This window comes from Cedecea sp. B1(4), assembly GCF_059414925.1.
In genome coordinates, this window is record NZ_JCAHMZ010000002.1 from 85,885 (window position 1) to 100,652 (window position 14,768).

The window sequence follows — 14,768 nt, forward strand, 5'->3', positions numbered from 1 at the left end:
TAATCCTCCACGATCATCCTCCTTAAGAGTAAATAATGGCTCAACGATAAGGAATAAACCCAGATTTATACTGGTTATTTGCCGCTGTCCTTTCCTTTCCTGGAGTTAATGATTTAAATGGTGATGTATTTAAGTGGGATGTTCTGTTGGTTTGCTTTTGATTGGCATAAATTATCTGTTTTTTTTTCCCTGCAGACGCTACGCAGCGATCAGGCGCGCATCCACTGGCGCAGGTTTTCCAGCATCGCCATGCACTTTTGCAGCTGCTCTTCGGCAACAAACTCATCGGGCTTGTGCCCCTGGTCCATGCTGCCGGGGCCACAAATCAGCGTGGCGATCCCGGCTTCGTCAAAAAGTCCGCCCTCGGTGCCAAACGCCACGGTGCTGTAGTCATCGCTGCCGCACCACTGCGCCAGCCATCGGGCAAACTCGGACTGGGCGTTCGTCAGCAGGCCGGGGTAGTGGCTCAGGGGAGTAAACCGGATGGCGCTTGCCGGGGAGATGCTTTGCATGGCGGGCACCAGGTTTTGCTGCGCATAGCCCTGAATGTCGGCGATCGCCGCCGTGACTTCGACACCCGGCAGGTAGCGGATTTCAAAATCAAACTGGCATTCCTGCGGCACAATGTTCAGCGCGCTGCCGCCTTGAATGGTGCCAACCTGGAGCGTGCTGAACGGGGGATCAAAGCGGGCATCCGTCTTTTGGGTCAGAGCCTCGCGAACTTCTCCCAGTTTGCCGATAAGCCGGGCGGCATATTCAATGGCGTTCACCCCTTCTGGCGCATAGGCAGAATGGCAGGCATGGCCGTGCACCTCGCAGCGCATGGCGATTTTCCCTTTGTGCCCGTAAACCGGGCGCATTTCGGTTGGCTCTCCGACAATGCAAAGCGCGGGTTTCTCTTTGGAGGCACGGAGGTGCTCCACCAGACTGCGCACGCCGAGGCAGCCGACTTCCTCGTCGTAGGAGAAGGCGAGGTGTAGGGGCATTCTCAGCGGCTGTGCAAGAAACGCCGGGACGGAGGCCAGCACGCAGGCAATAAAGCCCTTCATGTCCGCCGCGCCGCGCCCGTAGTAGCGGCCCTCCCGGTAAGTCATGTCGAAAGGAGGGACGCTCCACTGTTGCCCGTCCACCGGCACCACGTCGGTATGGCCGGAGAGCATCACGCCACCGCCACCTGCCGGGCCAAACACCGCATAAAGATTGGCTTTACGCCCGTCTGCGCTGTGAAACAGCTCCGCGCTGATACCCCATTCGGTTAGGTAATCACGAATATCCTCGATCAGCGCCAGGTTGGACTCGCGGCTGGTGGTGTCCCGTGCCAGCAACTTCTGCAATAAAGGAATCAGTTGGCTATTCATCGCCGGGTACCCCGTAGCGGGGGGCTTCGCGTGGGTCGAGCGCCCGAATAAGGTAATCCTGCATTTGTGGTTTATAGGCCAGCCAGAGCGAATGCAGCGCGGCAATCGGGTTTTCGTCCGCCCAGTCCACGCGCAGGTCGACAACCGGCCAGGCGACGGTGTCCACTACCTTTAACGCCGCCGAGTGTACCGGCCCGGCTTCACCCCCTTTTTCCAGCGCCGCTTCAAGGGCGGCCATCAGCCTGTCTGCCAACGGGCCGGCGCATTGTACGAAGCGTTCGATCATGGCGTTAATCACTGACTTATCGGCCAGCATATTGCCCGCCGCCACGCAGTTGTCCCCCTCCACGGCATGGTAAATGCCCAGTGAATTAACGCCACTGTGGCAGGCCGTTTTGCCGTTGCTGTCGATGACCGTCACCTGCCGGTAGTCGCCGTGCAGATGTTCACTGGCGACCAGCTTTAGTGCCTCCTGCGGCGCGACACCTTCGCCCAGCTTCGACAGCACCATCGGGCCCAGCGCGGGCAGGGTAATATTCTGGCTCGACACCGCGCCGACGCCCGGCAGCAGCCACGGGCAGCGAGCGCCGACCGCGATGCTGGACGAGCTAATGGCGATGCCAAGCTGGCCGGTGTCCCGGCAGCGTGCGGCGATGGAAAAGGTCATTTCTCCCCCTGAGTATCGTCCGGGATCACTGCGATAACGTCGATTTCCATCAGCCACTGCGGCTGGCCGAGGGCGGAAACCACCAGCCCGGTGGAGATCGGGAAGACGCCTCTCAGCCATTTGCCGACTTCCTGATACACAGGCTCGCGGTAGCGCGGGTCGATAATGTAAGTCGTGGTTTTCACTATGTGGGAGAGATCGCTCCCGGCTTCCTCCAGCAGCTGCTTAACGTTTTTCATGGCCTGCTCAGCCTGCGCCTGCGGGTCGCCCAGCCCAATCAAATTCCCTTCAAAATCCGTCCCGACCTGGCCGCGCACATACACGGTGTTCCCGGCGCGTACGGCCTGGCAGAGATCGTTGTTCAGCGACTGATTAGGGTAAGTCTCTTTGGTGTTAAACATGCGAATACGGGTATGCGTGGGCATCGGTTAATTCCTTGTTGGCAAAAAGGTTAGCGCTGGGAAGCGTCGAGATAGCGGCTGTACTTGCGCTGGGTTTCAATGTGGTCGGCGACGTATTTCGCGTCATGCCACACGCCCCAGATAAACGTTGACCCCCGGCGGGAAAGCCACGGCAGGCCGAGAAAATAGACGCCCGGCTCGCTGGAAACGCCGCGCTGGTGGCGTGGTCTGCCCTGAGCATCAAAAGCATCCACGTTGAGCCAGCCGTAGTCCGGGGCGTATCCGGTCGCCCAGATAATCGACGTGATGCCCGCTTCGGCGAGGTTCAATTCCAGCGTGGGCTGGGTGACGCAAAGCGGATAGGCCGGGAAGACACGGGCCTGCGGCTCTTCGGGCAGATCGATCCCGTTGCGGGTAATCCACGCATCGGCGGCGTCCAGCAGGGCCAGGTAACTTTCATCCCCCTGGCGGATGTTGTGTGCCAGATTATCTTCAAAAAAGACTTTCCCCTCGGCGAAGCGCTGAGTCAGGCCGACGAGGTGAATGCCCTGGTGTGCGAGTGCCCGGAAATCAACGGTATGGCCGCCGCGAGCACCACTCACCGCAATGGTGACGTGTTCTTTGCCAGGCTGATTGGCCGCCGCATCCCACAGCCCAAGCACCCCCAGCCACCAGCAGAAGTCCCGGTTGCGGTAAGCGCGGGGAGGGCGGTCGTGGGCACCTACGGAAAGGTAAACCTGCTTGCCAGCACGCTGTAGCTCATCGGCGATTTGTACCCCGGAAGAGCCTGCCCCCACCACAAGCACCGCGCCAGTCGGAAGCTGGGCAGGATTTTTGTAGGCGGCAGAGTGAATCTGATGCAACCCGTCATCTGCCGGGGCAATAGCCGGGACGACGGGGCGCTGGAAAGGCCCTGTGGCAGCCACGATATGCTTTGCTTCGACAATACCGTCGCTGGTTTCCACCGTGAAACCCGGCCTGCCGTGATTGCGCGTCACGCTTTTCACTTCCACGCCGGTTTTTACCGGTGCTTCAAATTTCCGGGCGTAGTTTTGGAAGTAGTCCGCCACCTCGTCTTTGGGGACAAAACTGTCCGGGTCGGCGGCGTCAAATTCAAGGCCAGGAAAGCGGTCGTGCCAGGCCGGGCCGTTGGCGACCAGCGAATCCCAGCGGCCGCTGCGCCAGGCTTCGGCGATGCGATTTTTCTCCAGCACCAGATGGGGAATGCCTAGGCGCGTCAGGTGCTCGCTCATGGCGATCCCGGCCTGGCCGGCGCCAATCACAAGGGTATCTGTCAGTGTTTTTATTTCGGTCATGTCTGTTTCCTTGGTGCCTGGGAAATATGATTCAGAGCAACTTCGCTATGGCACAAGGTTATTAAGCGGCAGACATTCCGTAAAATATTATAAATCTAGGGATAAGGTATAAATAAAGTAGCCTCCAGCTACGGGCTATGAATTTCCTGTATTTTAATACGGTGAAACACCACTTTTTAATTTTCGGTCAGGGTTTTCGGCATCAGCTCAAAGGTGCGGCAGTAATCCATAAATAAGCGCGTCGGCCGGGTCGGCTCGTTATTGCGTAAATAAGCCATCACCAGCGTGGAGGCTGCCATATCATCAATGATTTCCACCTGTTTAACGCGCTGGCCGTCATAGGTTACGTCTGTGCAGGGGCGGGTCACCAGCACCGAGAACCCCATGCCCTGGCCGACCATGCAGCGCACCATTTCAATCGACGGCGAACTGTAGGCCACCTCCGGGTGCAGCCCTTTGTCGGTGAAAATGTTCATGAAGTAGCTTTTGCTGGGGATGACGTCCAGCAGGATCATCGGCTCACGGCTGAGTTCTTTGAGCGTCACGGTGGTTTTTTTCGCCAGCGGATGGTCTGCAGGCAGCAGAGCGTAAGGCTTCTGCGGGGCGTTCAGTTTTTCGGTGTGCAGCGTGCTCTCTAACTCCAGGTTGTACATAAACGCCAGGTCGAAGCGCCCGCGGTGCAGCCCGTGGGTCAGCTCATTTTGCTCGCCGTCGTACAGCCGGATAGTAATGTCAGGGTAAAGCTTGCGGAACCCGGCGATAAGGCGAGGCAGATAAAGCGGGGCCGCGGACTCGAAGCAGCCGATGGCGATAGTGCCGGAAACCAGGTCGTTATCCGCTTTGGCATTTTGCTCAAACTGGTATGAAAGCCGCAGCAGTTCGCGGGCTTTTTCATAAAACCGCAGCCCGCCGGGCGTGAGCGAAACGCCCTGCGCGTGGTGGCGAATAAAAAACTGCTGCTCAAAAGTGTCTTCCAGGTTTTTGATGGCAATGGAAACGGAAGGCTGGGCGATATGCAGCTGCCTTGAGGCTTCAGCGATGCTCTGCGCCTCCACGACGGTGACAAAGTACTTGAGCTGCTTGAGCGTGAAATGTGTCATGGCGCTAACCCCGCTTTTTTATTGTCAATGCAGCCTTGAAGAGAGTTTCAGGCTATTCAGTCAGTTTGCAGCAAGGCCCATGCCAGGTGTAATAGAGGTAGACACAAACGGTAAAAATTATGCCCTGAAAAAATATTTTTATTTTTATTAGCCACGAATTATCCCCAAAAAGTTGCAGAGGAAAAATAATTCGCACCTTTATGGTGCAGGTGAGTATTTTGAGTCGCTATTATCTGCCTGAAATATGTCTTTATTGGCTTTTCTTCGGGGGATTAATATCTTGCGCTGCGCTGGTGCAAAAAAATAACCATTGCATTAAAACAATTTTTTATAGAGGTAAGTCATATTTTTCGTCCTTTATCCCGACGCGCTTCTCCTGCAGCATGGCCTCATCGCAAACGTTCATCGAGTGATTATCGTCCTGGCGAATATATTGCAAGGTATTCCCCGGCGTGAAAATCATACGTTGTTTAAGGTGCCGCCGTTTGGGCATCCATAAAAATGATTAACCACCTGCACTGGAGTCATCGCATGTTTACATCCTCACACAGCAAGGCGTTATTTTCCTGCATGGCGGCGGCGCTGCCTTTACTGCTCAGCGGCGGGGCTCAGGCGGCCGTGATGACCCCCGGTCAGCTTACGGTGGGCAGCGATATTACCTTCCCGCCTTACGAATACCTGGACGGCAAAACCCCGGCGGGCTTCGACATTGAGTTTATCAACGGCGTGGCCGAGGCGATGAAGCTGAAGCCCAATTACGTGGATACCCGTTTCACCAGCCTGATCCCCGGCCTGCAGGCAAAGCGCTTCGAGCTGATTGCCTCCGCGCTGTTTATCACCCCGGAGCGCCAGAAGGTGATCGACATGGTGCCTTACCTGAAAACCGGCGAGTCGCTGCTGACGCTGAGCAATGCCAGCTTCAAGCCAACCAAGCCGGAAGAACTTTGCGGGCATAAAGTCGGGTCGATGCAGGGCACTTACTGGCTGGAAAAACTGCACACGCTGTCGGCGGATTACTGCGTGAAGCAGGGGCTGAAGCCGATTACGGTCAGCGAATTCTCAACCGACCCGCAAACAACCCAGGCGCTGCTTTCCCACGCGGTTGAAGTGCAGATGACCGATGCCGCCGTGGCAAGTCAGGTGGTGGACAAAATGAAAGGGCGGCTGGCGGTGACCTCGACCGAACTGCTGTACCCGGTGCTGGTGGGGCTTGGGGTGAGTAAAACCAACCCGGAGCTGAAAAAAGCGCTGAACGATGGCATTGCGGCCTTTAAAGCGAGCGGCAAGTACTCGGCATTAGTGAAAAAGTATCACCTGGCGGAGCCGTCCGAAGCCGAAATTCAGGCCAGCAGTTTGTAATCATTACCGCCGGGGAGTACAGATATGTCTTTTGACTGGAACTATTTATTCAGCCTGTTTAGCAATGCCGATTTTTGGCAGGCAACCTGGACCGTGATTAAGCTGAGCCTGCTGAGTTGGGTAATCAGCATTGGCTTTGGCTTTCTTCTGGCGCTGGGCAAACAGGCGGCGTCTCCCTGGCTCTCTTTACCGGCGCGGGCCTATATCTGGCTGTTCCGCAGCCTGCCGCTGCTGGTGCTGCTGATTTTTGTCTATAACCTGCCTCAGGCGCTGCCCGGCAGCTCGGCCTTGTTAAGCGACCCGTTCTGGGCCGGGCTTATCGCGCTGGTGCTGAGTGAAACGGCCTATATTGCCGAGATTCACCGTGGTGGCCTGCTGGCTATCCCTCGCGGGCAGCGTGAGGCCGCCCATGCCCTGGGGCTGCGCTACGCGGGCATTCAGTGGCTGGTCATTGTGCCGCAGGCGCTGCGGGTGGCGCTGCCGTCGCTGGCGAACGAATACATCTCCATTGTGAAACTTAGCTCGCTGGTTTCGGTGATTTCACTGACCGAGATCCTGATGGTTGGGCAGCGGCTTTACTCGCAAAACTTCCTGGTGATGGAGACCATGGCGGCGGTGGCTTTCTATTATGTGTTTATCGTGACCGTTTTTGATTTCTTGCTGAAGCTGTTGGAAAAACGGCTGGATGTCACCCAGCGCAAAACCGCACGCCTGCCGGAAGCCGAACTGGAAGCGATGGTGGCACAGGAAAGCGGGCTGATTGCTCGCCCGGCTCTGGCAGTGAATGTTCCCGCGCTGCAGGCCCGCAAGCTGCACAAGGCCTACAACAATGTGGAGGTGCTTGGCGCGGTGAACCTGGACATCAAGCCCGGTGAAGTGGTGTCCGTCATTGGCCCGTCGGGCTCCGGCAAAACCACGCTGATTCGTCTGCTGAACGGCCTCGAGCAGTTGGATAACGGCGAGATCCTGATCAATGGCCAGCCGTTTATTCGCCTGGAAAAACACGGGGCCCAGAAGCCGCAGTATGTGGAAAACGCCGAGCACCGGCTGAACATCGGCATGGTGTTCCAGGGCTTTAACCTGTTCCCGCACTTAACGGTGATGAAAAACCTGATGCTGGCCCCGCACTACCATCGCCTGGCGACGGATGCAGAGCTGAAGCGCGAGGCCTGCGTGTTGCTGCGCAAAGTCGGCATGCTCGAGCACGCCCACAAGTACCCGCACCAGCTTTCCGGCGGGCAGCAACAAAGGGTGGCGATTGCCCGGGCTTTAATGATGCGTCCGCAAATCATGCTCTTCGATGAGCCTACCTCGGCGTTGGATCCTGAAAAGGTGAATGAGGTGCTGCAGGTGATTGAGAACCTGGCGGAGGAGGGCATCACGATGGTGATTGTCACCCACGAGATGAACTTCGCGTTCAGCGTGTCGGACAGAATTGTGTTTATGGAAAAAGGGCGAGTCGTTTGCGATGACTCTCCTCAGGCGCTGCGCAGCGGAGAGAACCCACGTATTACCGAATTCCTGAAAGACGTAAACCTGGCCCCTGTTACGGCCTAAAAAAACGGGCTGCGGTAACATTATCCTGCCGCAGCCCTGGTGGATTAAATCTCTATTACCTTCACGCCGGAGCTGCGCGCCATTCGTACGCACTCCGCCGTATCTTCTCCTCCAGGAAAGGCCAGCAGCACGTCGGGACGGCTGTCCTCCAGCATAAACAGATTGCGGCGGGTTTCCGCGTATTTGCCGTGCAGCGCCCAGTTGGCCGGGTAGCGAATGACGTGCACGTCGGTGCCGCGTGCCCAGGTTTCAATGGTGCCGCCGAGCGACTGATGCCCCCCATGGATGAGCACATTCATTGTCTGCGTGCTGGCATATAAATCCAGCACGCGGGTGAGGGTATGGGTGTCGGCGTAAAACCGACCTGCGCAAATTAAAACTCTCACTTTTCTGTACCTTAACGTTGCTTTCCTTGAAAAGATGCTTCGTCCACCTTGCGGCGGTTATTGTTTTTTAAGCGTCCGGCGGCGTTTCGATAAAGCGCAGCGACTTATCGCCAAGGCGGTCGATCACCGGGTAGGCCACGGCCGCGATGTGGTGATGTACACGACGGTAGTCCCGCAGCACTCGCTGGAAAATGTCGCCGGATTCCGCCCAGGCATTTTTGTCCTCTCGCAGTTTTTTGAAGTGCTCGCGGCTGGCGGATGCCTCGAGCTGACGAATAGTTTCCTTGCGCTGCACCAGCTGATGGGCAGCGGATAAGTCTTCACGCATAAACGCGGCGATGCCGAGGCGCAGGCTGGTGAGGATCTCCGCGTGCAGGAGGCGAATATTGTGTAATTCAAAGTCGCTGAACAGTTCACCACGGCGAGCGCGGCGCGTAGCTAACTGGGTCAGGTTGCTGGAAAGAATGTCCCCAGCATGCTCGAAGTTGATGATGAACATCAGGATCTCCTGGGCGCGATCGGCATCCGCGTCATTCAGCCCGTCATGGCTGATATCGGCCAGGTAAGCACGCACTGCCGCGCTGAGCAGATCCACCGACTGATCAAGTTGGCGAATCTCATCGGCGGCCTGCTTTTCCTGGGTGACAAACAACACCAGCAGGCGGTCCAGCATGATGCTCAGCATGTCGGCTGCGCGCAGCGATTCACGGACTGAGTTAGACAGGCCGATGTAAGCCACTTCGAGGCCGGCATCGTCCAGATACATCGGCATCCCAGGGTCGCCCACGCGCTCTTCTTCTGGGAACAAACGCTCCAGGAAACGAGCCATCGGCGCGGTCAGACCGATAAACAACAGCGCGAGCAGGGCGCTAAAGGCCGTGTGGAACCACACCACCAGCTGCGGCGTGCTCAGCCCGGACTTCTGCGCGAGATCAGTCAGCAGCGGGAGCAGTAACAGCGCCAGCGCACAGCCGACCAGGCGAACCATCAGGTTGCCAACCGGCAGGCGACGTGCCACGGCGGAGCCCGCGTTTAGCACCGGCGGCAGCGCCCCACCAATATTGGCTCCCATCACCAGGATCAGCGCTGTTTCTGGCCCCATCGCGCCGGTGGCCGCGAGGGAAGCGATCAGCAAAATGATCGCCACGCTGGAGTGGCACAGCAGCGTCAGGATCGCGGCCACCAGCAGGGCGATTAATACGTCTCCCTGTAGCCCCTGCATCACGGCGTGAAACACCGGCGTGACTTCGATTTCCGCCAGCGTGCCGCTCAGTAAATGCAGGGCAAGCAGCATCAGGCCGAGGCCAATCAGGGCGCAGCCCACGCTCTCAAAGTTGGAATGGTCGCGCAGCTTGAAGACCACAAACCCGGTCAGCAGAAGCAGCGGGATGGCCATTTCCATGTTGAAGCTCATCAGCTGCACCACCAGCGTGGAGCCGATATTAGCGCCGAGCATCACCGCCAGGGCTGGGGCAAGGCTCAGCGTCCCGGCGGCGGTGAACGACGTCGCCATCATGCTTACCGCGGTGCTGCTTTGCAGAACGCCGGTAATACCTATCCCGGCGAGCAGGGCCGTCCAGCGGCTGGTGAGGTGGCGTCCCATCCAGTTGCGCAGCGGCGTGCCGAAGCCGCGCTGCAGCGCAGTTGAAATCATATGGCTGCCCCAGAGCAGCAAAGCGATGGCGCCAGCCAGGTTAATTAACAGAGTAGTTCCGGACATAATCAATTCCCCCTCTTCAGGGCGGGTGGTGTAACAAAACGCAGTAACCTGATCGAAAAACGATGTATGGCGCTGGCGAGGTTCAGTAACGCTTTCGCGTGTCGATAGTTGATTTTCCCTCCGGCGAACCAGGCCAGGGCGTGGACGCGAAGGGTGCGGGTTATTTTCATTAAAAATAAGACAACCAGTGCGATGGTCTTATTTTTAATCAGGAAAATAATGGAATGTTGCTTTTCCATAATGCTTTCCAGCTTGTGTTACTTGCCTGAAAGGTGCCGCCGAAGCGGCACTTTTTTACCTTACTTAACGCAGCGTTAGTGCCACTGCTTGAAGCGACGCATGTAGAACGTTTTCATGCCCTGAGCCACGCAGCAGTAGGCGAGCAGGGTCGCTACCAGCCACGGGAAGTACTGCCACGGCAGCGCCTGCAGCCCAACCAACGGCCCGAGCGGAGAGAACGGTACGTAAATCCCAATCGCCATAATCAGCCCGGTCATCATGAGTACCGGCCAGGCGGCGGTGCTCTGAATGAACGGAATTTTCTGGGTACGCAGCATGTGTACCACCAGCGTCTGCGACAGCAGGCCTTCAACGAACCAGCCGGACTGGAACAGGGTCTGCATGTGCTCGCTGTTGGCGCTGAACACAAACCACATCAGCGCGAAGGTGGTCATGTCGAAAATGGATGACGTCGGGCCAATCCAGACCATGAAGCGGCCAATGTTTTTGGCATCCCACTTGCGCGGTTTGCTCAGGAACTCTTTGTCCGTTTTGTCCCACGGCAGCGCGAGCTGGGAAATGTCGTACATCAGGTTTTGCAGCAGCAGCTGGATCGCAAGCATCGGCAGGAACGGGATGAATGCGCTGGCGACCAGCACCGAGAACACGTTGCCGAAGTTGGAGCTGGCGGTCATGTTCAGGTACTTCATGATGTTGCCAAAAGTCTCGCGGCCTTTGATCACGCCTTCTTCCAGCACCATCAGGCTCTTTTCCAGCAGGATGATGTCGGCGGATTCCTTGGCAATATCGGTGCCGCTGTCGACCGAGATACCGACGTCGGCATCGCGCAGGGCTGGGGCGTCGTTAATCCCGTCGCCCAGGAAGCCCACGGTATGGCCGTTGGCCTGCAGCGCCTTCAGCACGCGAGACTTCTGCAGTGGCGTCAGCTTGGCAAACACGGTGCGCTCTTCCACCAACTGCTGGAGGGAGGCGTCGCTCAGTTGCTCAATCTGCGGGCCGAGTACCGGCTCACCCGGCTCCAGCCCGACCTGGCGGCAGATGCGGGTGGTGACGATGGCGTTATCGCCGGTCAGCACTTTCACCGCTACGCCAATGTCCACCAGAGCAGCAATTGCCGGGCCTGCACTCTCTTTCGGTGGGTCGAGGAAGGTGAGGAAACCGCGGATAATCAGGTCGTGCTCATCGTCGGTGCCGTACTGTTTTTTCGCCTCGGCTTTAGGAATATCGCGAGTGGCCACCACCAGGACGCGGAAACCGTCTTTGTTGTAGTCATTGGTCATTGCCAGCATGGCGTCACGGCGCTGATTATCCAGCGCGACTACCTTGCCGTTCTCTTCCATGTGGGTGGCAATGCTCAGCATCTCTTCCACGGCGCCTTTGCACACCAGCAGGTGATTGCTCTGGCTGTCCTTCACCACAATCGACAGGCGGCGGCGGACGAAATCAAACGGCATCTCGTCGACTTTGCTGTAGCCCTGCGGTTTAACGAAGTTTGGCTCATTGTCAGAGAAGTAAATGACCGCCTGATCCATCAGGTTTTTGATGCCGCTTTGGTGATAGCTGTTAAGCCAGGCCAGCCCCAGCACGGACTCGTTTTTCTGCCCGTTGGTGCCTACGTGGTGCTCGAGGATGATCTTATCCTGCGTCAGCGTCCCGGTTTTGTCGGTGCATAGCACGTCCATTGCGCCCAGGTTCTGAATAGCGTTCAGGCGCTTAACCACGACTTTACGCTTCGCCATCGCCACCGCGCCTTTGGCGAGGTTGGCGCTGACGATCATCGGCAGCATTTCCGGCGTCAGGCCCACGGCCACCGCCAGGGCAAACAGCAGGGCATCCCACCATTCGCCTTTCATCAGGCCGTTAATCAGGAACACCACCGGCACCATCACCAGCATAAAGCGGATCAGCAGCCAGCTGACGCTGTTCACACCGCGGTCGAAGGCCGTTTGCGCGCGGCTCCCGACAATCGCTTTCGCCAGTGAGCCAAAGTAAGTGCGTGGCCCGGTTGCGACCACCACAGCCTGTGCGGTGCCGCTCACCACGTTGGTGCCCATAAAGCAGATGTTCGGGATATCCAGCAGGTTTTCGCTGTCGATCGCCTTATCGTGCGCGGACTTTTGCGCCACATCGCCCAGGGTGTCGTATTTCTCAATCGGCAGCGCTTCACCGGTCAGCACGGCCTGGCTGATGAATAGATCCCGGGACTCAATCAGGCGCACGTCTGCCGGGATCATATCCCCTGCATAGAGCTGCACGATGTCGCCCACAACTAGTTCGCGCATTGGGATTTCACGCGGGGTTCCTTTTTGCCCTGCGTGTTCACGACGCACAACCGTGGCGGTGGTGCGAACCATTGCTTTTAGCGCCTCGGCAGATTTCGCCGAGCGGTGTTCCTGCCAGAAACGCACCAGGCCGCTGAGCGCCACCATGGTGCCGATGATAATCACCGTCGTCAGGTCGCCGTCTTCGCCGTGGCTGGTAGGCAGCCAGTAATCGGTAAAGAAGCTGATCCCGGCGAGAATACCGAGCACGTAGATAAACGGGTTGTTAAATGCCATCAGTAGCTGAACCAGCGCGTGAGGCGGCTTGTCATGGGCAACTTCGTTCAGGCCATCCCGCTCCAGCCGGGCGCTGGCGTGGGCTTCCTGCAGCCCTTCCCGGGTAGTGTTCAGGTTGACCAGGGTTTCTGCGATGCCGTTTTTGGCTTCCTGGGCGGCACGCATAGACAGCGTGCTTTTTTTATTACGGTTCTTGGTTTGTACAGTCATGGTGGTGCTCCTGTCGCCGGACGGCAGCAGACTCTTTAGGGTAAACGCCAGATTAAGGGCGGCCGAAAATAGCCCGATGTCGCATGAGCGATCGGTTTTAAATTAATTTCGCACAGGGTTTCTCGCTATTTATTTATTAAAAATAAACAGGTGAGAAATTTATATTTTCTTTTCTTGGGACGTGTTTATGCCTGCTGAGAAATATGCCAGAAGGCATCAGCGAATAAACAGGTACCAACAGTGACGTAACTCAGCGTGGCGCACGGAAGCGGGCTGCGGCATAGCGCGCAGACGAACCTACGGCGTAACGGCTGAATCAGGCTACGAAGGGTCGACTTTGAGGGTCTTCGCCATCAGAGAAGCTGCAACGACGCTCCAGCTGGCCGGTGACAGGACTGACACGCCAGTTAGTGATGCGTTGGTTCAACTCACTGATTTTCGAGGAGAAAATTGAGTTTGACTGTTTTTTGCGTGCAGACAGCACCCGATCGCGGGGCGGCCGGACACGCAGCGTTGATGTCACTGTTTTGACACCAGGAAAAAGGGTAGATTTGAAGTTCATAACACACCTCGGGACCGTGAAAACCCTGGTCGAGGTGGGACAACACGAGAGCATCAGGCTCCGGCGAGACACACCAAAACGAAGAAGTGATCACAATCGATTTCATGTTTACTTTCCCGAACCGCCATTAAGGCCATGTTCGGGCAGCTACTAAATTCAGTATCCATTAGTCTCTTATGTCAGGTTAGGAAAGGCCGCAACTTCGGCCCGTGAAATCTACCCATGGGCAGTACTATTGTCAACCCGCGAGTGGAAATTAAATGTGTTCGTTTATATTTCAGTGAGGGAATATTGAGGGAAGGGAATAAAGGGTATTTTTTATCTCTCATTCGAAAGTTTTGTCTTAGTCACCATTATGCAGGGACGGCGAATATTCCGTTCACTTCCCGCCCTGTTTTTTATGCAGTCTCTGCACCGGTGAACGTGCCAGAGGGCATTACGCCATGCCCCCTGACAACCCCCGGCGCCCGGTGAGCTCATCGCCGCTGAAGCGGTAAACCCACCGGCTATCACCCAAACATTCGGGGTCGTTCGCGATTCGTTCCCGACGATCGCTCTCTTTCGCTGTTCCCGACAGCTCAACCCCGCCTGAGCCGTGAACCGGTGCGGGTGCTCCATATAAATCTGTACTTGAGGTGAACTGAACCTTAGCCGACCCCACATAAGCCTGGATATGTGGGACTACGAGACAAACAGAACATAAACACCCCATCCGGCGAGAGACATCGTCACCATTAATATTTTCCTTAAACTAAATCAAACTCCTCTGGCAAGGCCGATTTCTGCCCCACAGGCTTTGATTTGAAACAAAGTTTAACGCTTCTGGCGGTTCATCTAGCGCGCGAGTGTGATAAAAATCACATTCAGGCGGCGGGGGAACTGCCGTCGACAACCCGTTTTTGTTTCAGTTGAAAAGTTAGGTCGAACGTTATGGATGCGAAACCAACTCGCAGCCCCGGCGGTAAAATTGCGCTGTGGCTGTTCTATGCTTTTTGTTTGTACATCGTTTGGGCGATGGTGCGTTATTTTTGGGTCGTCAGCGGGGTAACCAGCGGCGATTTAGGCACCTTTAGCGGTAAACTCCTCGGAGCGCTGATGGGGTTGCTGGTGCTCGGGTCCGTTGCGGCGGTGCTGGGCTGGATAGCATGGTACACAAGGCCGCGTGCTTATCCTGTTAGCGCCAGAGAAAACCGGCTGCGTTGAAACCAGATTGCCCGATGAGCCACCTGCTTTTGCGTGGCTCAGGCTGGATACCTTCCCGCTGTAAAACTCCCGCTGAAGCTAGCCTATTTATTTCATGCTCTTTACCGGCATCATTTAATTTTTCTCTGCGA

General features: G+C 56.8%; 12 protein-coding genes. 3 read left to right on the forward strand and 9 right to left on the reverse strand.

From position 1 onward, the window contains the following. Positions 1-209: 209 nt before the first annotated feature. The 5 genes from argE to ACR6JA_RS03855 form a co-directional block, all read right to left on the reverse strand. Positions 210-1,358, reverse strand: coding sequence for an acetylornithine deacetylase (argE, locus tag ACR6JA_RS03835; RefSeq protein WP_494492911.1), 1,149 nt, complete (start codon positions 1,356-1,358; stop codon positions 210-212). After that, entirely contained in the window at positions 1,351-2,025 is a 675-nt protein-coding gene (locus tag ACR6JA_RS03840) for a DUF1028 domain-containing protein (protein WP_494492912.1), read from the reverse strand. The genes argE and ACR6JA_RS03840 overlap by 8 nt, the downstream gene beginning before the upstream one ends. Then, entirely contained in the window at positions 2,022-2,450 is a 429-nt protein-coding gene (locus ACR6JA_RS03845; protein WP_045783033.1) for a RidA family protein, read from the reverse strand. Before ACR6JA_RS03845 ends, ACR6JA_RS03840 begins: the two co-directional genes overlap by 4 nt. 26 nt (positions 2,451-2,476) lie before the next feature. Then, positions 2,477-3,742: a flavin-containing monooxygenase gene (locus ACR6JA_RS03850; RefSeq protein ID WP_494492913.1), complete on the reverse strand. Its 1,266-nt coding sequence runs from the start codon at positions 3,740-3,742 to the stop codon at positions 2,477-2,479. A 176-nt stretch (positions 3,743-3,918) separates the two neighbouring features. After that, a complete protein-coding gene (locus ACR6JA_RS03855; RefSeq protein WP_494492914.1) occupies positions 3,919-4,842 on the reverse strand; it encodes a LysR substrate-binding domain-containing protein in 924 nt (307 codons plus the stop codon). Between the two features lie 531 nt (positions 4,843-5,373). Between ACR6JA_RS03855 and ACR6JA_RS03860 the strand changes: the two genes are divergently transcribed. After that, positions 5,374-6,201 (forward strand): ABC transporter substrate-binding protein, encoded by an 828-nt coding sequence (locus ACR6JA_RS03860; protein ID WP_081946134.1) that lies wholly within the window; start codon positions 5,374-5,376, stop codon positions 6,199-6,201. 24 nt (positions 6,202-6,225) lie between these two features. After that, entirely contained in the window at positions 6,226-7,758 is a 1,533-nt protein-coding gene (locus ACR6JA_RS03865) for an amino acid ABC transporter permease/ATP-binding protein (protein ID WP_494492915.1), read from the forward strand. Between the two features lie 44 nt (positions 7,759-7,802). Here ACR6JA_RS03865 and ACR6JA_RS03870 read toward each other — a convergent pair whose 3' ends face one another. From ACR6JA_RS03870 to mgtA, 4 genes are all read right to left on the reverse strand, one after another. Further along, positions 7,803-8,144, reverse strand: a complete 342-nt coding sequence (locus tag ACR6JA_RS03870; protein ID WP_213716463.1) for a DUF2493 domain-containing protein — start codon at positions 8,142-8,144, stop codon at positions 7,803-7,805. Positions 8,145-8,211: 67 nt separating this feature from the next. Continuing rightward, positions 8,212-9,864 carry a Na/Pi cotransporter family protein gene (locus tag ACR6JA_RS03875; RefSeq protein WP_494492916.1) on the reverse strand — a complete coding sequence of 551 codons (1,653 nt, stop codon included), beginning with the start codon at positions 9,862-9,864 and terminating at the stop codon, positions 8,212-8,214. 2 nt (positions 9,865-9,866) lie between these two features. Continuing rightward, positions 9,867-10,103: a hypothetical protein gene (locus ACR6JA_RS03880; protein WP_008458080.1), complete on the reverse strand. Its 237-nt coding sequence runs from the start codon at positions 10,101-10,103 to the stop codon at positions 9,867-9,869. A 75-nt stretch (positions 10,104-10,178) separates the two neighbouring features. Continuing rightward, positions 10,179-12,872 (reverse strand): magnesium-translocating P-type ATPase, encoded by a 2,694-nt coding sequence (gene mgtA / locus ACR6JA_RS03885; RefSeq protein ID WP_494492917.1) that lies wholly within the window; start codon positions 12,870-12,872, stop codon positions 10,179-10,181. Between the two features lie 1,492 nt (positions 12,873-14,364). Here mgtA and drpB point away from each other — a divergent pair. After that, positions 14,365-14,637, forward strand: a complete 273-nt coding sequence (drpB, locus tag ACR6JA_RS03890; RefSeq protein WP_213716457.1) for a cell division protein DrpB — start codon at positions 14,365-14,367, stop codon at positions 14,635-14,637. Positions 14,638-14,768: the final 131 nt, after the last annotated feature.